Source organism: Nostoc sp. C110, assembly GCF_043099725.1.
GTDB lineage: Bacteria > Cyanobacteriota > Cyanobacteriia > Cyanobacteriales > Nostocaceae > Nostoc > Nostoc muscorum_A.
In genome coordinates, this window is sequence record NZ_CP171148.1 from 6908855 (window position 1) to 6930310 (window position 21456).

General features: G+C 42.2%; 18 protein-coding genes. 9 read left to right on the top strand and 9 right to left on the bottom strand.

The window, feature by feature from the left end; all coding sequences use genetic code 11:
- Positions 1-2: 2 nt before the first annotated feature.
- Positions 3-908 (bottom strand): hypothetical protein, encoded by a 906-nt coding sequence (locus tag ACFFRD_RS34655; RefSeq protein ID WP_392480414.1) that lies wholly within the window; start codon positions 906-908, stop codon positions 3-5.
- A gap of 155 nt (positions 909-1063) precedes the next feature.
- On the opposite strand from ACFFRD_RS34655, the gene ACFFRD_RS34660 reads away from it, so the two are divergent.
- The 3 genes from ACFFRD_RS34660 to ACFFRD_RS34670 all read left to right on the top strand — a co-directional run bounded on the left by ACFFRD_RS34660 (position 1064) and on the right by ACFFRD_RS34670 (position 3701).
- Entirely contained in the window at positions 1064-1855 is a 792-nt protein-coding gene (locus ACFFRD_RS34660; protein ID WP_392480416.1) for an S-adenosyl-l-methionine hydroxide adenosyltransferase family protein, read from the top strand.
- A 79-nt stretch (positions 1856-1934) separates the two neighbouring features.
- Positions 1935-3434 (top strand): cryptochrome/photolyase family protein, encoded by a 1500-nt coding sequence (locus ACFFRD_RS34665; protein WP_392480418.1) that lies wholly within the window; start codon positions 1935-1937, stop codon positions 3432-3434.
- Between the two features lie 54 nt (positions 3435-3488).
- On the top strand, positions 3489-3701 hold the full coding sequence (locus ACFFRD_RS34670) for a hypothetical protein (protein WP_114081729.1): 213 nt from the start codon (positions 3489-3491) through the stop codon (positions 3699-3701).
- Between the two features lie 439 nt (positions 3702-4140).
- On the opposite strand, the gene ACFFRD_RS34675 is transcribed toward ACFFRD_RS34670, so the two are convergent.
- Entirely contained in the window at positions 4141-4884 is a 744-nt protein-coding gene (locus ACFFRD_RS34675; protein ID WP_392480420.1) for a response regulator transcription factor, read from the bottom strand.
- Between the two features lie 156 nt (positions 4885-5040).
- Between ACFFRD_RS34675 and ACFFRD_RS34680 the strand changes: the two genes are divergently transcribed.
- A complete protein-coding gene (locus ACFFRD_RS34680) occupies positions 5041-6105 on the top strand; it encodes a YheT family hydrolase (protein WP_392480422.1) in 1065 nt (354 codons plus the stop codon).
- A 652-nt stretch (positions 6106-6757) separates the two neighbouring features.
- On the top strand, positions 6758-7129 hold the full coding sequence (locus ACFFRD_RS34685) for a four-helix bundle copper-binding protein (protein WP_163928093.1): 372 nt from the start codon (positions 6758-6760) through the stop codon (positions 7127-7129).
- Positions 7130-7251: 122 nt separating this feature from the next.
- On the opposite strand, the gene modB is transcribed toward ACFFRD_RS34685, so the two are convergent.
- Entirely contained in the window at positions 7252-9075 is a 1824-nt protein-coding gene (gene modB / locus ACFFRD_RS34690; RefSeq protein WP_392480424.1) for a molybdate ABC transporter permease subunit, read from the bottom strand.
- A gap of 275 nt (positions 9076-9350) precedes the next feature.
- On the opposite strand from modB, the gene ACFFRD_RS34695 reads away from it, so the two are divergent.
- Positions 9351-10454: a calcium-binding protein gene (locus tag ACFFRD_RS34695; RefSeq protein WP_392480426.1), complete on the top strand. Its 1104-nt coding sequence runs from the start codon at positions 9351-9353 to the stop codon at positions 10452-10454.
- A 260-nt stretch (positions 10455-10714) separates the two neighbouring features.
- Here ACFFRD_RS34695 and ACFFRD_RS34700 read toward each other — a convergent pair whose 3' ends face one another.
- Positions 10715-11617: a class I SAM-dependent methyltransferase gene (locus ACFFRD_RS34700; protein ID WP_392480427.1), complete on the bottom strand. Its 903-nt coding sequence runs from the start codon at positions 11615-11617 to the stop codon at positions 10715-10717.
- 181 nt (positions 11618-11798) lie between these two features.
- Here ACFFRD_RS34700 and ACFFRD_RS34705 point away from each other — a divergent pair, with 181 nt between their 5' ends.
- Both ACFFRD_RS34705 and ACFFRD_RS34710 read left to right on the top strand, forming a co-directional pair.
- Positions 11799-13310 (top strand): FAD-dependent oxidoreductase, encoded by a 1512-nt coding sequence (locus tag ACFFRD_RS34705; protein ID WP_392480429.1) that lies wholly within the window; start codon positions 11799-11801, stop codon positions 13308-13310.
- A gap of 107 nt (positions 13311-13417) precedes the next feature.
- Positions 13418-13783, top strand: coding sequence for a DUF6464 family protein (locus ACFFRD_RS34710; protein WP_114081723.1), 366 nt, complete (start codon positions 13418-13420; stop codon positions 13781-13783).
- A gap of 49 nt (positions 13784-13832) precedes the next feature.
- Here ACFFRD_RS34710 and fmt read toward each other — a convergent pair whose 3' ends face one another.
- Positions 13833-14831: a methionyl-tRNA formyltransferase gene (gene fmt / locus ACFFRD_RS34715; protein ID WP_392480431.1), complete on the bottom strand. Its 999-nt coding sequence runs from the start codon at positions 14829-14831 to the stop codon at positions 13833-13835.
- 862 nt (positions 14832-15693) lie between these two features.
- Between fmt and ACFFRD_RS34720 the strand changes: the two genes are divergently transcribed.
- Positions 15694-17016, top strand: coding sequence for a hypothetical protein (locus tag ACFFRD_RS34720; RefSeq protein ID WP_392480433.1), 1323 nt, complete (start codon positions 15694-15696; stop codon positions 17014-17016).
- A gap of 197 nt (positions 17017-17213) precedes the next feature.
- Here ACFFRD_RS34720 and minE read toward each other — a convergent pair whose 3' ends face one another.
- From minE to ACFFRD_RS34740, 4 genes are all read right to left on the bottom strand, one after another.
- Positions 17214-17504: a cell division topological specificity factor MinE gene (gene minE, locus ACFFRD_RS34725; protein WP_012410010.1), complete on the bottom strand. Its 291-nt coding sequence runs from the start codon at positions 17502-17504 to the stop codon at positions 17214-17216.
- A 36-nt stretch (positions 17505-17540) separates the two neighbouring features.
- The gene (gene minD / locus ACFFRD_RS34730) at positions 17541-18347 is read right to left on the bottom strand and encodes a septum site-determining protein MinD (RefSeq protein WP_012410009.1); all 807 of its coding nucleotides are present in this window, start codon (positions 18345-18347) and stop codon (positions 17541-17543) included.
- A gap of 285 nt (positions 18348-18632) precedes the next feature.
- Positions 18633-19721 carry a septum site-determining protein MinC gene (minC, locus tag ACFFRD_RS34735; RefSeq protein WP_392480435.1) on the bottom strand — a complete coding sequence of 363 codons (1089 nt, stop codon included), beginning with the start codon at positions 19719-19721 and terminating at the stop codon, positions 18633-18635.
- 251 nt (positions 19722-19972) lie between these two features.
- Positions 19973-21295, bottom strand: coding sequence for a four-carbon acid sugar kinase family protein (locus tag ACFFRD_RS34740; protein WP_392480437.1), 1323 nt, complete (start codon positions 21293-21295; stop codon positions 19973-19975).
- Between the last annotated feature and the right edge of the window lie 161 nt (positions 21296-21456).

Genomic DNA, 21456 nt, shown 5'->3' on the forward strand with positions numbered 1-21456 from the left:
TATTATTCTCTAGCAGCGGAATATGCTGGCTCAATTACCCTACCGCGCCGAATCAAGCGATCGCCTTTTAACAAAGCCGGAGTTAGAGTTACGTGTTCTTTAGTATCGGGGTCGATACTTGGCTCAAAGTCAAAATAATTGCGATCGCTGTGAGGGTCATTTGGTCGATAAATTTGAGTGTTAATTCCCTGAGACATTAAAATCTGTGGCAGAAGTTTTGCAAGTTCATAAGCCATTTGGGGTTTATCAAGTTTTGATGCGCCCATTAGCCTTTGCAGAAAATTTAATAGCTCTGGTAGTTCTTCTATAGCTAAATCGCCTTCATGTTTATTCCCATCTTCTACTCTAGCTACTGCTAGGTCGATAGTGTTGAGAGCATCGCTAAGATGATCTAAAAATACTTTGCTATCAACCCGGAGTAGAGGTTTAGGTAATTCCAATAGTTCTGAAGATATAGAATTTTGCTGGTTATTTAATTCGAGTTGAAGCACAACTTCTACCCCTAGAAGTAGAGAGGTTAGTAAGATAGCCATCCATGCACCAGGGGTAGTTTTAGTTAAAGAGAATAACGAACCTAAGATGCCTATATAAATTAGTCCCTTTAGCAGTTTCAGGATTAATCTACTGGAAAAAAGGTTTGTACTTGGGTTAGTAAATTGCTTTTGTTCTGTTGGAGCAACTTGAGAATAGTTAGCCGCAGCGAGAGTGGCAATGGACTGCCGCAGGGTATCTAGGAAAAATGAAGCTAGACGAACTTGAGCTAAATTAAGCTTTTCAATGTAAATTCTTTCAAGATTATCAAGTCGGTTTTGTACCAGTTTAACTATCTGTTCAATACTGGTTGTATTATCAATATCTGTCTGAAGTTGGTTGCGTTCTTCGTTAAAAAGTGAACTGATTGTTTTCATTGCGTTAACTAATACTTTAACGTTATTAATTAGGAGTGAAATTAACAAACAAGTGTTTATTTCACTCTGTAATCACATAATGACGGAATAATTCATAATTCATAATTATGAATTACGTTGATTGCAAATTACTACCCATCAGAAGGAGGAGCAGAATGTTTATCTGCGTCATTGCAGACTACGGTACAGGAGATCCGGCATTTATAGAAGTCACACAACGTCTGCTGATGGCTTTTCCTCATGCCCAAATTCATTTACTTTCGGTTCCAGCATTCAGTACTTTGGCAACGGGATTCTGGATTGCCCAACTAGGACTTAACTCAGGCCCTAGCGATCGCTTAATTTATCACAACTGTGCGCCTCGTCAAGATGATCCCGAAGCCCGTCGAGATAATGAAGGTGAAGGACTAACTTATGCCCTTTTATCCAATGGTGTAAAAGTAGTGGGTGTGAATGCAGGCTACACCCTTTCCTTTCTCAAAGGCTATACAAAGGAGTTGCGAGTGGTCAACGTTTCTCGTGGTGGATCGCAGTTTCGCTCACGGGATGTCTTTCCTCCGGCTGCGGCTGCCATTATGAATGAAGATTTTAGCCTTCTGGGAGATAGCCTTAAGAGTGAGCAAATCCCAGATGTCCCACCAGATCGAATTGCCTGGGTTGATGGCTACGGCAACATCAAAACAACTATTGGGGCGCATACACTAAACTTGGAGCCTCAAAGCAAGATTGTGATCCGAATTGGAGATGTAGTCAGTGATGCAGTGTATTCTGATGGCAGCTTCAAGGTATCTGAAGGGACTTTAGCCTTTGCTCCTGGTAGTTCCGGTTGGTCAAGAGGGGATTCCGGGGAACCATTGCGCTTTTTAGAATTGTTTCTGCGGGGAGGGAGTGCTTGGGAGCGCTTTGGCCGTCCCCGTGTGAATCAGCAAGTAACTCAAATTGCCTAAATCAAATCCACTGCTCCACACCCTACAGATAAGCACTATCTATGTTTATCTGTAGGTATGGGTATTAGTGGTAGTAACAATGACGATTGGGGTTTGGATATTAGGCGACCAACTTTGGGTAAAACAAGCAGCTTTACAAAGTTGTTTGCATCAGGAAAACGTGCCTGTAATTTTGATCGAGTCACTGCGTCATGTTCAAGTAAGACCTTACCATCGGCAAAAGTTAGTCTTACTTTGGTCGGCAATGAGGCATTTTGCCCAAGAGTTGCGACAACTAAAATATTCAGTAACATACAAAATAGCTGAAGATTTTGAAGCACCACTCCAAGAATGGATTAGGGAAAATCAAATTACTCAGTTGCGGGTGATGACACCGAATGATCTACCATTCACCCAAATGATTCAAAGTTTAGAACTTTTCTGTACAATCACTTTGATTCCTAACAATCATTTTTTGTGGAGTACAGAAGAATTCAATCATTGGGCATCAGATCGTAAGCGCCTGTTAATGGAAGACTTTTATCGGGAAGGAAGGCGACGTTTCCAAATTTTAATGGAGAAAGATAAACCAGTTGGTGGACAGTGGAATTTAGATAAAGAAAATCGTCAACCACCCAAAGGTAAATTAAATACACCACCTGCACAATGGTTTGAACCAGACGAAATTACTCTCGATGTCATTGCTCAAGTTAATTCTCTCACTTGCCCAACTTATGGGGAAATAAAACCTTTTCGCTGGGGAATAAATCGCCAACAGGCACTTCAAGTATTAGATTGGTTTATTCAAAATCGTCTACCGTATTTTGGCCCCTACCAAGATGCAATGATAACAGGGGAAGAAACAATGTGGCACGCGCTACTTTCTCCTTATTTGAATATCGGGATACTCCAACCAATGGAGGTAATTCAAGCCGTACAACAAGCATACTTTCAACAGCAATTGCCTTTAAATAGTGTAGAAGGTTTCATTCGTCAGATATTGGGTTGGCGAGAATATATGCACGGCATCTATCACTATGTAGATGCAGATTACTCAGATAAAAATTGGTTTAACCACACACAACCGCTACCTGATTTTTTCTGGACAAGCAGAACCGAAATGAATTGTCTACACCAGATTCTTACGCAAGTGGAACGCACTGGCTACGCTCATCATATTCAACGGCTAATGGTGTTGAGTAATTTTGCTTTGATTGCCGGACTTTCACCACAATCTGTAGAAAACTGGTTCCATGCAGTGTTTATTGATGCTTATGACTGGGTAATGCAGACAAATGTCATTGGTATGGGTTTATTTGCTGATGGAGGTGTGTTGGCATCAAAACCTTATGCTGCTTCTGCTAACTATATAAATAAAATGAGTGACTATTGCAAAAGTTGTGTTTATAACCATAAGGAACGTGTCGGTAAAAATGCTTGTCCGTTCAACTTCTTCTATTGGGATTTTCTTAACCGACACCGCCAACAACTACAGTCTCAAGGAAGGATGAGTTTTATTTTAAAGAATTTAGATAAAATGTCTTCTGAAGAATTACAGTCTATCCGCCAACAAGCCCAAGATTGGCACGCCCAGTCGTAGTGTATCGCAAGGTATTCAAAGCCAGTCACTTATCAGTACGGTAGAGGTACTTAAATGACAAAAACAACCGAGAACACATTTGGTTTAGGGATGACTAATGAAGATTGGTTTAACTTAGGAAAATCTGATGCTTGGGCTGGAAAAGCTAAATTGGCACCAGAAGAAGATTCTCAAGCTGCTAGTATGTACGACCTGGGTTACTGCGAGGGAAAAATTAAACGGCCGCCAACTAAAATTAGTCAGTACCCTACAGCCTACTTAAACTAGCAGTATAAACCGTATAAGTGCTGAATGGCGCTAAGAAAAGCCCAAAAGCTTGTGTCGTCTCGTTCCCAGCCTCCAGACTGGGAATGTATTTAAAAGAGGCTCTGCCTCAATTCAAGCTACCGGAGGCGGCAGCCCTTCCAGAATGGATTTCCAGCCTCCAGGCTGGGAACCAGTCAGAACAAGGGCTGTATCTTTTCTTAGTGCCATTCGTATTAGTACTTGTGTTCAGTATCCTACAGCAATACTCTTGAGATGATTTTAGACTAATACCCTTGGGATAAAATAATTTCCCTGTCGGTAACGCTTGTAGAGACGTTGCATTGCAACGTCTCTACACACCGGAAAATCTCACCAATAACCTTAACTAAACGGTAAGGAATAAGTGTTTCTGAAAGTTCTTGCCTAAATCATCGCTCAGTTAAGGGTATTTAGCATGATTTCATTCCACCAGTGTTGCGGAAGCTCCTTCATTTGATGGAGGTATACCGGGTAACTCAAGACAGTATCCAGCACCATACACTGTCTTGATATAGCGGGGATGGCGAGGATCGGGTTCTAGTTTGGTTCTCAAGTGGCGAATATGGACTCGAATCGTTTCAATGTCGTCATCGGGATCGTAGCCCCAAACTTCTCTGAGGATTTCGCTAGGAGAAACTGTTTGACCGTGGCGTTGTAGTAAGCAGTGAAGTAGCTCAAATTCCAAATGAGTCAATTTCACCGTGTCATTGAACCATATTGCCTCAAATCTTTCGGGAACAAGGGTCAATGATCCATAGTTCAGAATCTCACTATGCTTTGCGGCTTGGGGAATGCGGTCAGTACGTCGCAAAAGCGCCCGCACCCGTGCCAGCAATTCTTCAACTTCAAAAGGCTTGGTGAGGTAGTCATCTGCGCCAGCATTAAAGCCTTCCACCTTGTCCTGAGTTTGGCTCAAAGCCGTCAACATTAACACGGGAATCTCAGAGGTGCGATCGTCGCGGCGCAGGCGTTGGCAAACTGTAAACCCATCTACTCTGGGCAACATTAAATCGAGCATGATCAAGTCTGGTTGAAGCTGGAGAGCCAGCGCTTGACCTTTGATGCCGTCTTCAGCTTGACTAACATCGTAGCCAGCCATTTCCAAGTTGACGGCAACTAGTTCTGAAATCGCTGGGTCATCGTCTATGACAAGAATCCTCGGCATTCTTAAAAATTATTACTACTTATTAAGGATAATTAACAACCTTTGATAGATACAAAGATTTTTGAAACGATTCTAAAAAAGTTTTTAAATCTTACATAAATATTAAGATTAAATGACTATGAAATCAAGACTCAACTACATGAAATCTTATAGTCTATGATGTGTTATACTCCCCCCTACAATCCGTCTTGGTTTTTACAAAACGGTGTGATGATGACTGTATACACTGCTTTGTGGGGAAAACGTCACTGGCAAAGTACTACTAAAGACCCAGAACCTTCTTATCACGAGAAAATCTTTGTTGGTGGCCAAGGTGTGCCAATTTTTGGCTTGGTTGCCATCCCGGAAAATGCCCATAGCACGATTATCGGCACTTACGGCATTACTGGAGAGTTAAAAACAGAATGGTTTTTGAGGGTGCTAGGGCGCAAAGCCTACGCTCAAGGATACGCCGTAGTGTTGTTTGATTGGCGGGCCCACGGGAAAACTGCCGAATTGTCGCCAACTTTGACTTCTGATGGTTTGTATGAAGGGGAAGATTTTGTTCGCATCGCCGCCGCAGCTAAGGCAATGGGATGTCCTGGGAAATTTTGGTTTACAGGGTTTTCTTTAGGAGGTCAATTGGCACTATGGGCAGTGAAGGTGGCTGGTGAGGTGATTAGGGAATATGAAGATTTAGGACTAGAAGACAGCGATATTGGCGGTGGTATGGTGATTTGTCCGAGTTTGGATTCGGAGCGATCGCTATCTTATCTAGTTACAAAGCCCTTCGGCAGATATTTGGAAGCGGGGATTGCCCAGAATTTAAAAAAACTAGCATGGCGAATTCATGATGCTCATCCTGGAAGCATTGACCCAGAAGCGATTGAACGGGCGAATAGTATTTGGGGTTTTGATAACGAACTGGTAATTAACCGATTAGGTTTTTCTTCTGTGGAAGCATATTACCAAGCTAGTAGTGCTTTACAAATATTGCCGCAAATCTCAAAACCGACTTTGATTTTATATGCTGCTGATGACCCACTTTTTGACCCAGCCATCATACCGGAATTAAAGGAAGCTTGCGATCGCAATTCCGCAATCGATTTATTGCTCACTCAGTACGGTGGTCATGTTGGCTATTTGAGCAGCAAAGAGTGCCAGCGTCAAGTACAAGACTCCGATCCTTGGTGGGCATGGAATCGGATTTTACAATGGTTGGAGCAACAACGCAAAGGATAAGTACAGCATTTTTCTTTGGCATAAGGTACAAAGTCACTGGTTTTGAGGCAGGAGGCAGAAGAATAATTTGATTTGTGAATCCTTGGTTCTGTACCTCATTTAGCTGCAAACTGCTGTAGTTCGGCATGAATAATTATCAGTGGAATAAGACAGGGGCAAGGGAAAAAGAGTTTGAACTTTCTTTACCTTTCTTCACACATTTTGCTTTTATTAGATCGGCTTACTTAATACTAAGATTTTGTGATTGAAATGAAGTCGATGAGAATACAAAAAATCTTCATTAAAGCTAATAAATACTGGCTTAATATAATTTAATAAATGTTTCTAAAAAAGCATTTGTCAATAAATCATGACATTAATTTTAATCTAGATTATAGCTCTAACTTTTTCCTGCTGATAGAAAAATTGACTTGCTCCATAAAACCCCACTCCACAACGAGAGTATCTAAGCCTTAATGTGTAAGAATAGCCAAAAAAACAGCACCAAACTTCTGTAGGATTTGCCCAAATTTCCGGTAATTATATCGGGATAGTAGGCTTCTGAATTTTGGACAAAAAACTCCCATTGACTCTTTCAAAGGATAGGATTAATGTTGTGAGTAGTCCTTAGAAGGACACTCTTTATGCATCAAAAAATCAAGAGGTACTTCCTATGATGATGATGATGACTGAAACCATGACTGCCGAAATGCAAGCTTGTATGGAAGTTTGTATGGACTGTCATAAAATGTGCATGGAAACCATGACTTACTGCATGGCCAAAGGTGGTATGCAGATGGACAAGGGCATGATGAGCATGATGAGCATGATGCGCGATTGCTCTGAAATGTGCATGATGTGCATGAATATGATGATGAGTGGTTCTGAGTTCATGGAACGCACTTGTATGCTCTGCGCGGAAATGTGCGATCGCACTGCAATGGCGTGTGAGATGATGAGCGATGACATGAAAATGATGGAATGTGCTGCTGCTTGCCGCAAATGTGCAGAGTCTTGCAGAAGTATGCAAATGATGACTGCCTAATTCCCCTAACTAGCAGAAGTTTCTCTGCAACCTAATATTCAAGCGCTCAGACTCTTTGGGGTCTGGGCGCTTGAAGTAAGATGATTTTGAATAATTTGCCATGTCCCGTATATTTCTGCGTTTCATTCCATCAAAATCAAGCGCAGAGGATCTAAACGCACATACCAAGGAAACGGTTGATCTTTCATAGTCGCCCATTTTTCTTTGAAGACTTCAGCTTGCAGATGGTAATCTTGAGAATTCTTACCAGCAGAATGTAGTTTAAGAAATAATGTCATTCGGTGGGGCGTTTCACTTGTTCGTACTACCCAGCAGGGAAAGGTATTTTCCTGTGATGAGTCGTTGGTAAAAATGAACTGATGGGCACGAATGCCGACGTGGGATAATTCGCTCGTGACTGGTTCAATGACTTGAAGAGTACAACCCCAATCAATCGCTTCTATTTGTTGTGATGACTGGAGAACAGCACTGGAGAAGTTTTTACATCCGGTAAGTTGAGCAACACTAACGGTAGCAGGATGCTGGAAAATATCGTATTTGCTGCCATGATGAACGGCTCTACCATGCTCCAATACCAATAGATTCGGACAAATCCGATAAGCTTCTTCCATATTATGGGTGACAAATAGAGTAACACCTTGGTAGTCTGCTAGAGTTTCAGTCATTTGCTGCTCTAATTGACTACGCAAATGGGTGTCAAGTGCCGAGAACGGCTCATCTAAAAGCAATGCTTCCGGTTGACTTGCCAATGCTCTTGCTAAGGCTACCCGTTGTTGTTGGCCTCCAGAAAGTTGGTGCGGATAGCGATCGCCTAATCCTTGTAACTGCATTGCTATTAGTTGCTCCTCTACCTGCACCCGGATACTTCCAGCAGATAGTTTTTTGGGCAAACCGAAAGCGATATTTTGCGCCACACTCATGTGCGGAAACAGAGCATAATTCTGCACTAAAAAACCAATGCGGCGATCGCGGCTGGGTAGATTAATTCCTTGTTCTGAGTCAAACAGTACTCTGTCATTTAAAACTATGCGTCCACTAGAGGGCGTTTCTATCCCCGCCAGGCAGCGTAAAATCATGCTCTTACCTGCTCCAGAACCTCCTAACAATCCCAAGGGTTGATCATCAGTAGTGAAAGCAACTTTTAAATCAAAGCTAGGAAGTATTTTTTCAATGTTGACTAATAATCCACCAGATTCAAAGCTAGATTGCGGGCTATAAAAAATTTCTCCCCCTGCTCCACTTCGGCTACGCTCAGTGACCACCTGCCCCCCGCCCCCTGCTTTCTTCTTTTCCCTCAATTCTTGCCAGAAGTTGACTGCAATTATTCCAGATAGAGAAATCACCATAATTGCGATCGCCCAAAACCACGCCTCATTCATTGCTCCCGCTTCCACAGCAAAATAAATTGCCATTGGGATTGTCTGCGTTTGTCCAGGAATATTACCAGCGAGCATCAATGTTGCGCCGAATTCTCCCAAAGCACGCGCAAAAGCGAGCATTGTGGCGGCGACAATGCCGGGTAGTGCTAGGGGTAAACTGATGCGCCAAAAGACTGTGGTTTCGGTTGCACCAAGGGTTCTAGCTACTCGCAGTAAGTTGCCATCTACTTGTTCAAAGGCTCCCAGTGCAGTTTTATACATTAAAGGGAAAGATACTACGGTAGCTGCGATCGCAGCACCATACCAAGTAAAGACAATAGTGAAGTCAAAAGACTCCATAAGTTTCCCTACAGGGCCATTTTTGCCAAAAAATAGCAGCAACAAGAAGCCTACAACTGTGGGCGGTAAAATCAGTGGCGCAATAAAGATACCCTCAATCAATGATTTACCTTTGCCACGATATCCCAGCATCCAATAGGCAGCAGCAATACCCAAGAAAAAAGTGATAAATGTGGCAAGTAATGAAGTTTTGAGTGATATCCAAAGGGGCGATAAATCCAATGGCATAGTTGCGTGGGGAAGAGTTAGCTCAATTAATCCCTAATTTACCAACTTTAACCTCTAAAAGTTGGTAAAGCTTGATCAATTAGATTACGAACAATGAAGAAAATCTGAAAAACAGAATACTCATATTGGTGAAAGAATATGTTAAGACTCACGCAACTGGCAGATGTATTTTCTGTTATGGGATAGCAAAGGCAGAGACTCCGCCCTGAAAAACCTCTACGAAAAAGATATGACATTTGCGTAAGTCCTAAGAAAAATAGCAAAAGAGATTATTTATGGCTGCTATCTACGGCACTTCTGGTAATGACAATTTAAACGGTACTGAATCCGCTGACATCTCCATTTTTGGTTATGCAGGCAACGATAATATTAATGGCAAAGGCGGAGACGACATCATCGATGCTGGAGAGGGAAATGATTTGGTTTCCGGCGGCAATGGTAAGGACACTATCCTGGGTCGTGGAGGCAAAGATACTCTCTACGGAGACGATGGCAATGATGTTATTTTTGGTGAAGCAGGCGATGACTTTATATGGGGTGGAGCAGGCACTGATATTTTACTTGGCGGAACAGGCAATGATACTTACCTGATTTCTGCACAAACAGGCGATACGGCTGACACTATTACTGAATATATTAACGAAGGTACTGATACCGTTTTATCCTATTCTAGCTACACTCTAGGGGCAAACCTGGAGAATTTAACATTGTTGTATGCAAATACTGCTTACTATGGCATTGGCAACAACCTCAACAATGAGATTACAGGAAACGAATACTCAAATTTCCTGAGTGGTTTGGGAGGAAACGATTACCTTCAAGGTAAAGGTGGGAACGATTATATTTACGGTGGTGATGGCATCGATAACCTGATCGGTGGAACTGGTAATGACTCACTTTATGGTGGAACAGGTGGTGATGTACTCTTCGGCGACGAAATCACCAATGGTAGCGGTACTCCCGGAGGTAATGACTATTTGAGTGGTGAAGATGGTAACGATCTGCTCTACGGAGGAGGTGGCAATGACACACTCATTGGTGGTGCAGGCAATGATTTCTTCAGTGGCTATGGCGGTAGTAGCGGCGAAATAGATAGGTATACTGGCGGTACTGGGGCGGATACATTCAGCCTTGGTTTTAATGGATCTTTTAGCACCAACATTGATTATTTGGGCAGTGGATATGCCTTAATCACAGACTTCCAGCGATCAGAAGGTGACAAGATTAGGATTGGTGGTAGTATCAATAGCTACAGCCTTACAAAAACCAACTTCAGTGGTGCGGCAGCTTTAGATACCCTCATCTACAGAAATGGCGATTTAATTGCTGTTGTGCAAGATACTACAAACGTATCTACCGCTTTAGACTTTATTGCCTAAGTGAATCTGACTTTTCACGTCATGTACGCCAAATCTAACCCCCTAGCGCCCTTCACTACTAAGGAAAGGAGAAAATTCAAAGCTTCTCCACTACAAGAAGAGAGGTTTGGAGAGAGGCTTTCTAGATGGTGTGAAAAGTCAGATCCCCAACTTCTGGTAATAAGTCGGGGATATTAGCGATCGCTAATTTTCACAAATTCAGATAGGATTCCATTAGGGCTACTGACTACAAACTTCCACCCAATAGAAGAGTTTCTGAATTAATCCAGTTTCGTGCTGTAGGCACTAAAACCATAAGCCAAAGTTTCTTTTAAAGCATCTGATGGTTTAAGACTTCTGTTAATAGCATTAGCAAAAGGTACTGGAATACCCTTAATGGTTTCCGGCAAAATTGCATATTCTGCCGTTGGTTCCACAATGTATTCTGGGCACTTAGTTTGTATGCCAGCAGTCATTAACATTTCATTTATTTCAGCACCAGAATATTGCTTGAGATAAACTGGATTTCTCACAAATGGGTTTAGCCTTCTGATAAAGTTGTGGATAATATGAGAAGGACAAGACTTATTGTGAAAGGAATGATTAAAAACAAAAATTCCACCAGGTTTTAGTACACGAGATATATCAGCTAACAAGCTTCTTAATTGTGCATCTGGTATGTGCATAAAGACACAGTTAGAAATTACCAAATCTATAGAATTATCTTCTAAAGGCAATATTTCAGCAGAAGTACAAATCAAGTTAAATTCAGCTTCTGGGAAAAAATTATATTCTTGTTTAACCTTGATTAACCGTCGCAATAAAGGTTCAGAAATATCAATACCATAATATTTTTCACATTTTAGATTTTTTGCTTTCGAGAGATGTAAAGGTGCGCGGCCATAACCAGAGCCAATCTCTAGAATAGAGCCAACACTTTTATTCAATGGAAATTTGTTCCAAGTACCTCCAGGTGTACCAGTTAGTAAAGTGTAATCTTGTTTTATGGGAGAGGTATCTGCAAGTTTTTCAATTTTTTGGGAACCATAATATGTTTTACCAATTGCGTCCCATGTTTTTTTATGTTGAGTATTATTCAATTGTTCATAGTCACTAGGAAAATAAATACCATCTCGTAATTCAAAATCATCTAAACTGAATTTTGTATTTGCTAATTGAGTCATTAGGATTATTCCTCATGAATAGTCAAGTCTGTTTTCTGTTATACTCTTAACTCAGCATTAACCGCAAGGCATTTTTACTGAACTGCATCCCAAAGAAAACCGCTATAGTAACAACCTGTCATCCGATCAGAACACAAGTTCGTATACATTAGTTGATGGACAGCAACAATCGGAGGCTGGGATGGTAGAAGGATCACAACAAAAACGGGTGGTAGTTGTAGGTGCTGGTTGGGCTGGTTTAGGAGCAACCTACCATTTGGCAAAACAAGGCTATGATGTGACCCTTCTAGAGGCAGGCCCCTATCCAGGTGGATTGGTGGCAGGTTGGCAAACAGCCACCGGAAAATCTGTTGAAGCTGGCATTCATGGCTTTTGGTATCCCTACAAAAATATTTTTTCCTTAATCAATCAATTAGAAATTAATCCTTTTACTACTTGGACTCGTTCTTCACAATATTCACCAGCAGGCTTGGAAGTTGAATCACCGATTTTTCAGGACTTACCAAGACTCCCATCCCCACTAGGAACTTTTCTATATACTCAGTTTAAACGATTGCCACTAATTGACCGTCTAAGCGCCCTGCCTTTACTGTATGCTGTTGTTGATTTTGACAATTCTGATGATGCTTGGCGGCGCTATGACTTTGTAACTGCTAGGGAATTGTTCAAAAACTTTAATGTTTCTGCACGACTTTACCGCGAGGCTTTTGAACCAATGCTATTAGTGGGCTTGTTTGCCCCTGGTGAACAATGTTCAGCCGCAGCAACTTTAGGAATGCTTTACTTTTTTATTCTGGCTCATCAACCTGATTTTGATGTAGTTTGGTGTCGGGGAACTGTTGGAGAAAAGATATTTCGTCCTTGGGTGGAACAGATTGAAAAAGCTGGTGCACGAGTGCTACCCAAGCGCCGAGTTACAGACTTAATTGTTGATAGTAATCATCGGGCGAAAGGTGTGGTTTGCGGTGATGAAGTAATTGAAGCAGATGCCGTGATTTTTGCGGTTGGGATTACGGGAATGAAGAAAATTGTCTCAACTAGCCCTAGTTTACAAAGTCATGAAGAGTTCCGTAATTTAAGCAATTTAGGAGGGATTGATGTTTTAGCAACGCGGCTATGGTTTGACCGCAAAATTGATATTCCCCGTCCTTCTAATGCTTGTTTTGGATTCGACGCAAGTACAGGTTGGACGTTTTTTGATTTGAATGCCTTACATGATGAATATCGAGATGAGCCAGGAACGGTGATTGAAGCTGATTTTTATCACGCGAATCAGTTTCTCAGTTTGAGTGATGCGGAGATTTTAGCAATAGTTCAGGGTTATTTAGCAACTTGTGTACCTGCCTTTCGGGAGGCAAAGATCGTTGATAGCAGTGTAATTCGCCTATCTCAGGCGGTGACTCACTTTGCACCTGGTAGCTATCGTTATATGTTGCCCGCGAAGACAAGTTTTGAGAATGTGTTTATGAGTGGGGATTGGATTGTGAACCGTCATGGTTCCTGGTCACAAGAAAAGGCTTATGTTACTGGTTTAGAGGCGGCGAATTTGGTGGTGTCTTATTTGGGAGAAGGTCAGCCAGCCGAGATTTTAGCTGTAGAAGAGGATGAAGCACATATCCAAGTGGCGCGATCGCTCAACCAAACTCTACGTGACTTGGGCAAATCTATCCTACCTGACTTTTGGTTGCCTTAATCCGTAGGGGCACGAAAAGGCAATCATTAATTGTAATCGTAAATTCGGTAAGCTAAAGAAAGCTATGCTATACCATTCTTCTAATGTAAATCAAATCACATAAGCTTATGGAGCCAGACTCTTTACAAACCGAGGTGATTCTCACGCATCCGCGTGAGTCACTCGGTAAAGTGCAACTTGATTGGACACCCCAACCCGGAAATTATCTCGATTTTGAAGGTAAAACTTATGCGGTTTTAGAACGCCGCCATAAATACCAACTCAAAGCTGGGCGCTACCGTTTACATAATATTGCTATTTACGTGCAGTCGGCTAAACGACCATCTGAAAAAAGTTTGGTAGGTGGACGTTGGGTAGTTGGCGATGCCACCTGCTCCTACAATGCTCATTCAGAACTCATTCGCTGTGCAGTCAACCCAGATGGCCCTTGCGAATCTTGCCGCTTTTATGAAAAGTTAGAAGTTAAGAGCTAGGAGAGACACGATTAATCGCGTCTGTACAGGAGTTAAGAGTTATTGTCCCTCAACGACCCGCACCAAAAACTTCTCCCACAGTTAAGCGGGTACCATTAACAAAATCCCATCCTGACTGGGGACGTTTCCCAGCTAGCTGAACCTCTCGCAACAGCAACAAACCTTCCCCAGTTTGGACGATCGCTCCAATGCCTTTGGTAATGTTCACTACAACTCCCGGTTTGTCTGATACATTTGACAAATCAGGTAATTTAGGAATTAATTCTTGTAGTTCTGGTGGGATGCGGCCTACAGAACCAAGGGGAGCCGAAGCGGTGATTTTCAACAAGTTGTTACGAAAGGTAGCCGTGCAGTTGGGATAAAAGCCTCTAATTTGATTGTGTAATTGGATCGCGCTTTTTGACCAATCCAAACCATAATCTTCTTTTTGAATCAGAGGTGCATAAGTAGCTAACAAATTATCTTGGGGTATTGGTTGAATTTCCTGGCGTTCCAACTTCAACAGAGTTTCCACTAACAAATCCCCACCGATCGCAGCTAGTCTTTCGGCTAAATCTTGAGTATTATCCAGTAATCCAATGGGTGTAGTGGCTATTTCTAGCATTGGCCCGGTATCCATCCCCACATCCATTAACATGGTTGTGATCCCCGTTTCCTTCTCACCATTATACAAACACCACTGAATCGGCGCTGCACCCCGATATTTAGGTAAAATCGAGCCATGCACATTAATACAGCCTAACTTTGGCATTTTTAAGATTTTTGACGATAAAATCTGTCCATAAGCGACAACAACAAACACATCTGCGTCTAATTCTTTGAGCTTGGTTAAAATCTCAGCATCTTTTTTTACTTTTTCTGGCTGCCATACTGGTAAGCTGTGGGCAGTGGCGATCGCCTTTACAGGTGAAGGAGTAAGTTTATTTCCCCTTTCCCGGCGTTTATCTGGTTGAGTGACAACTGCCAACACATCAAATTTTGAATCATTCAATAACTTTTCCAACGTGGGTACAGCAAACTGTGGTGTACCAAAAAATACAATTTTCATTAATAATTATTTGTTAATCGTAAGTCATTAGTTAATGGTAAATAATATCGGCTGTTTGGTGGTACAATATTTTCGTATCGAGTGAAACCAAAAGGCTGTTTGATTAACTTACATAGTTAACTTGACAAGTGTAACAGCTAGTATAAGCTGCATTGCCTTTAGGAAACCCTCATCGTTTAGTGGTGTCTCGTCACGAGCCGCTAGAGCATCTACCAAGTTAGTTTTGTTGTGTTCCCGAACGTTTACCCCGAATTGGCATTAAATACAATTGGGTTTGTAAAAAACTATTGTGTCTTCTAGCTATTTTGTAGTTGAGATTGCAATTTATAAATTTGGGTTGCTGACAGCAGTATTTTCTGAGTATGATTTATTATGCGTCTGCTTCCCCAGCTTTTCACGTAACACCTCACGTTTACCATTATGAGGGTTTGCGCTGTTATATTTAGTGTGTAACCTGAATTGTTGATTGTGTACTAGTTACAACTAGTACGATCCCCAATAGCTTAAGTTATCTCATTTTTTGTTGCCAGCGTTATCGCCTCAACTATAACTTGAATACCTCTTGACTAATATCTGTTTTTGGTATTGTCGGGTATATCAACAGCAGAATTATATATCGTGTAGTAATTACTGAGTTCTCAGCGTATTTACTATACTCGCATACTTTTGCAAAAAAACATTCAGTACCTTAGTAAGAAAAGGTGTAGACAATGATACTTAATTTTTGTAAAACTCAGCCAACTTTGAAGGAAATATCTCGTCAAAGTTTTTAGTTTCTTGTTATACATATAATTACTGCCTGCCCCATTGCTGCATAGGTATTGCTTCTCACATAGCAACCGCCCCTCTAGAGAGTCTACAAATGCTTAAACCCCTTTTGCTGTCAGGATGGTTCCGCGCGCAACCATTTCTCAATTACGTTGTCGTTGTGATACTGATCGCACCCTTGCTAGGGGCATCGGCTCACTCGTTCCCTGTAAAATCCGAAGTAGCTAAACTAACTTCGAAGACTGGAGATTCTGACTCTGTATCAAAGGAAATAGCTGTAGTTGGGGAACCTGAGATAGCTGAAATATCGAAAACAGATCAAATCGATTCTTTAACAGAAAAATTTGACTCTGTACCCACACAAAGTCCTGCTGTCCAGGAACCGCAAGTATTACCATCAGATAAAATTGAGTCTTTTGCTCAAGTAGATAGTTATGGGTTAAACAACGATTTAACTGTTCCTGATACTTTGGCAGCAGTTGAACTTGCACCATTAACAGATGTTCCTGTTAGTCAGCTTAATCTAGTACAAAAACTCAAAGCTGCTAATATCAAGTCTTTGAAAGGACAAGAAAAATCTCTCTCTAGAGAAAAGTCTTTTACTAAATCATTGACAGCAACTCAAATAGCGCCAACTCTTAGAGAGTCACAACCAATTACAACAACAGAAATACCTGTTTCTGAACCACGTGATGAGTCCCAAGCTGAACAAATAGATCCCATAGGTAGTCCTCATCCTATTCCTTGGAAATGGATTACAGCGACTCAAGAAGCAATTGGTTCCAACGGTGGTTCTGGAGTTCGTCACTACCGTAGCGTACCCGTGGTTTCTCCAGATGGTAAATATGCTGTTTATAGTCGGGTGCAACTAGAAGTAAAACCCGAAATGTACAACAGCCGTGTTACCAGCGTTCTGTTTGTCCAAGATATGCACACGAAGAAGTTGTGGGTAATGGCTTCAACTACTCCAGTTAGCGATCCTTTATTAAAAGTAAAAGCTCTAAAGGGTTCTTCGTCAGAAGAGGTTAATCCAAACGGTCAAATTGGGGTATTAGTTCCGGTTAGCTGGTCGGAAAAAGGCGATCGCTTTTTAGCACGCAAATTTGAAGGGATATTTAACACAGGCGATTCTACTGATAGTGCAGTGATTTGGGATCGGCAAAAAAATCACGCTAATATAGTTGCTCCTGCTAATGAGCAAGATGAGCATGAGAAAATTGCCGTCTTGTTAGGTTGGAGTAAAAAGCAACCAGATCATGTACTATTCCGTGCAGGTGAATTGGGTGATGAAAACTGGCCACTAATGCAAGTTGCTAATGATGGCAAGACTGTACCCACGACAGACGAAGATCAGCCGATTACTTTTGGTAAAAAGGTTACAGAGATTTGGGCAGGGCCACAAGTGGCTTACCGATAGTTTATAGAATAATTTATCTACTCCCGTTATCGTCACCGATGGACAACGGGAGATTTTTTATTGGGTACTTTCTATACTCAAAACTCCTATATTGACACCCACCCAAAGATGTCAATATAGGAGTTTATTTAATCTAAAACTTGGGACAACTCGTTACAATTGCAATAAAAATATTTAAGACTTAAAACTATTAAAACTTATTTATCACCCCTTTCCCATTCAGGTATGGCTCCTTTCACCCGGCGGATGGGCAAATTAGCAATTAAAGCTGTTGTTCGTTGGTTGCTTTCTAAGGAGAATTCCAAGCCCTCTGTCTCAATTTCGACATAGCGACAGACTACATCTAGGATTTCTTTCCGCATTTTTTCCAACGTTTGAGGATCTAAATCAGCGCGATCGTGAGCAATCACCAATTGCAGCCGACGTTTAACTTGAGTTCGACTGCTATCAGGGCCGCGAGAAAAAAGTTTTTCTAGAAGTTCAATCATTACGAATAGGTCTGGCGCGGAGACTAGAAAAGTAAGTTAAACAATCTTTGTCCACAACAACCTTCGTAGACGGGCGAAGATGCTGTCTTGGGATGAGTCGATCTCCAGAAATTCGACACTTTCTCCTTCTAATCTACGAGCAATGTTCTCAAAGGCTGTGGCGGCTAAAGAGGGATTTTCCGCTAACACTAAGGGTTCGCCGCGATTGGTAGATACAATAACACGCTCGTCGTCAGGGATTACCCCGATCAGGGGAATGGCGAGAAGTTCCTGAACATCTTGCACTGACATCATATCATTTGCCTGCACCATTGCGGGTCTGATGCGGTTAATTATTAAATGAACACGCTTGATACCTTGTGCTTCAAGTAACCCCACTACCCGGTCGGCATCACGAACTGAGGAAATTTCTGGCGTGCTGACAACTAGTGCTTCTTTGGCCGGGCCGATCGCATTTTTAAACCCATTTTCAATACCGGCGGGGCTATCAATGATCACGTACTGATATTTTTGCGCTAGGGCATTGACCAGTAACTTCATCTGTTCCGGTGTGACTGCATCTTTGGAGCGATTTTGGGCTGCCGGTAGGAGTACAAGATTGGGTTGGCGTTTATCTTTCACCAAGGCTTGTTCTAAGCGACACTCTCTGGCCAAGACTTCCACCGCAGTATAGACAATGCGGTTCTCCAGCCCTAGCAGTAAATCCAAATTTCTCAGACCAAAATCCGCATCAACCAAGGCAACTTGACGACCCATTTTGGCTAAAGCCATGCCCAGATTTGCTGAAACTGTGGTTTTACCCACTCCTCCTTTACCGGAGGTAATCACTATAATGCGAGTCATGATAGAAATGCGGTCAATGAGGGTTCAGGAAATATAAAACCGTAAATTGCAGTATAAAGTATGAAGTATCGTATCAAGTATGAAGAAATATCTGGTCTCCCTGATTAGGGCGAGGATGAATATTTTTTTATTGCGATGTCTTATGACAAGCCGATCCGCGTCTTTGCTCAGTCGTGTTAAATACACTTTGCTAGGGGAAAGGCATTAGAGTAGTGTATTCCATCTACATGAAAACCGCTATATTTCATCCTTCATATTCTTCATCTTTTAAGTAAATATTCAGGGCTACTGATTGCTCTTAGTAAATTGGTTTCTAGAAAAATCACTAGCCCTAGCGATGCGAATCCCTTGGGGCATAATATGTGCCACTTCTGGAGAAAATTGCGTCGGTAATTTTTCTGGTGCCCTAGCTACAGCATCTGCGATCCGCAATTGGGTAGGTTCCATTTGCAAAGCCATTATCAGACACTCACGATTGCCTCCGGCCCCAGCATGAGCAATTCCACGTAGACGACCCCAGATGATAATATCTCCATCTGCAATTACAATACCACCTGGGTTTACATCTCCCAAGATAATTACTGTACCAGGATGACGAATTTCTACTCCAGAGCGGACTGTTGTTTCTAAATAAAGGGCATCTGCCTGGGGTGTAGCTGTAGCTTCTGACCCTGTATTCAGGGAAGTTACAGGCTGCAATTGTTCTACAGAATACCCAGATGTGACGGCTGCGATCGCAGTTTGCCGACGACTCGTTGAGACAGAAATTAGCCGCAGTTGGACTTCACTTAAAGCCTCGGCGAGTTCTTGGAGTTGCCTGGCATCTACTAGGCGGTCTTGTGCCATTAGATGTACAGGTGTATTTGCTATTCGGAAGCGATCGCCTGCATTCAAACGTTGCCTGATTTGTTGCCAAATATCAGACCAACTGAGTTCTGAGGCAGATACTTGAGATTCCGGGGGCAAAATTAATAACAGTCGTCCCTCCTTACTTCTTAACTGGACTTGAGTATTATCATTTACGCGATACCCTGATATTGCTGACTCATTGGGATTTGAATCAGTCAAGATAAAATCTGATGCGACATCAGTCTTAGACTCTACATCTGGGTTAGCAGGATTTGGCTCTATATCTGAGTTAACAGGATTAGACTCTAAGTCTGGGTTAGCAGCATTAGACTCTACATCCCCAACGATAGTATTTGATTTTAAATAAAGAAGGACGGATCTTAACTCCGCATCAGGGGGGATAGGATCTGACTCTACATCAGAAACAGTAGGATTTACCTCTACCTCCGAAAGGATAGAGTTTGATTCTGCATTAGGAAGTGCAGAATTTGACTTTAGATTGGGAATTGCAGAATCAGAAGTCATGCAGTACTAGCCAAAAGACAAGGGACACTCCGAATCATTACCAATATTAGATCAGTTGGAAAATCTAACAACATGATCAGACCAGAAAGTGCGGAGCATAGATTACTCCCTTTCCGCCATAAGATTATTTGTATCTTCACTTTGCGTTCATTGCGATACCCTGTGGGTACTCCCTTAGCCGCATCTACGTAAAAAATTATCTTTTAGCAGAAAGGCAGTAGTTTGGAATTATCATCATCTTCACGCAACACTCAAGATTGTTTAGTCAACCTCTGATAAACTGTCCCCAAGGCATCAGCATCACCAACGTTACCTGGAAACAGCACCACAGGCAAATTAGGAAACTGGGGATGATCGGATGGGGTTAACACCATTGAACAACCAGCTAAAATTTGACCGAGTAAGCGGGCTGAAGTTAAGGTTAGTCCAGTACTCAAGACATCGTTTGAGGTAATGCCACCCTTGCTGATTAAGAATCCTATATCGGATGGTAAACCCCGCACAATATCCATCAATAAACTTGAAACTTTTGTCCCAAACTCCAATCGGGTGTTGACATCTTTAAAGCTCAGTTCCTGACGGCTAGTATAAACTACTGGTGTTTTACCCGCTTCGTGTGCCGCCTGTGTACTTTCTTTGATTTCAGTTAGCAGAACCGCAGATTGATTTGCATCATCAAGTAATCGCGCGACATTTACTTCAATTCCCACTGTTCCCTCTATTTGCAATAGCGCCTCTAACTGCTGAGTAGTCTTTTTCACATGGGAACCAACAATTACAGCACCTGGTTTGCCTTGGCGCACGTATTGCGCCATGTTTTCGGCAGCAATGGGTTGGGGTGGTAAAGCGGCTAAAGCCGTTAAAATACTTGCGCCACTACGAAACAGAAAGCGTTTCCCTTGACTTGCTGCTGCTAATATATCTACTGCAAAGCGGTTGAGATCGTCTTGAGTTTCACCATCGACGACAGCGCACTGATTACCACTCAGTTGTAACAAGCGTTCCAAACTACCAGCGCGAATATCAGCGAGGAGAAACCTTTCTACAGCTTCAGCACTAATTCGTCCTTGAGTCTTTTCTTCAACATACTTGGGTAAGTAACTGTGATGGTAGCTGAAGACTGAATCACGGGCAAATTCGGTTTCATGGACTGGAGTGGGGACACCGCCAATCATCAAGTAATGCACGCTGTCGCGGGTGATACGCCCACCTTCAAAAAAGGCTGGAACAAGAAAATGAGCATCAAAGGGGCCGAGTTCTTGTGCGATCGCATCAGTTTCAATGGGATAATGCCCCCGCAAAGTAGAATCAGAACGGCTGACAATCAAAAAATCGTCAATTCCTTCAGCATTCAAAGCGATTTTCAGATTTTGGCAAACTTCTTTGGTGACAGATGTAGCTGACTCTGGCGTTAGCGATCTAGTGTTAGTCAGTACAAAGAAAATCGGCGAATTGTCCTGTAACCCACTGCGTAAAGTGTCCACATCCCAGTGCATTAGCAGCAAGCAGCTGTGGACTGTTTGAGAACCCGTAGGGTCATCATCTAGGACAATTATTTTTGGTTTGTTGCTCATTTAGGTCAACGGGGCGATTGTTTTGTGGGAAAGTATTGGGCGACTAGAAGTCGCTACTACACAAGCAAAGTCCACCTCCGTGGACTAATACAAAATCAATGGTTTTATAACCTGCGGAGGCAGGTTTTGTCTGTGTAGCCGCGATTTCTAGTCGCCCAAGG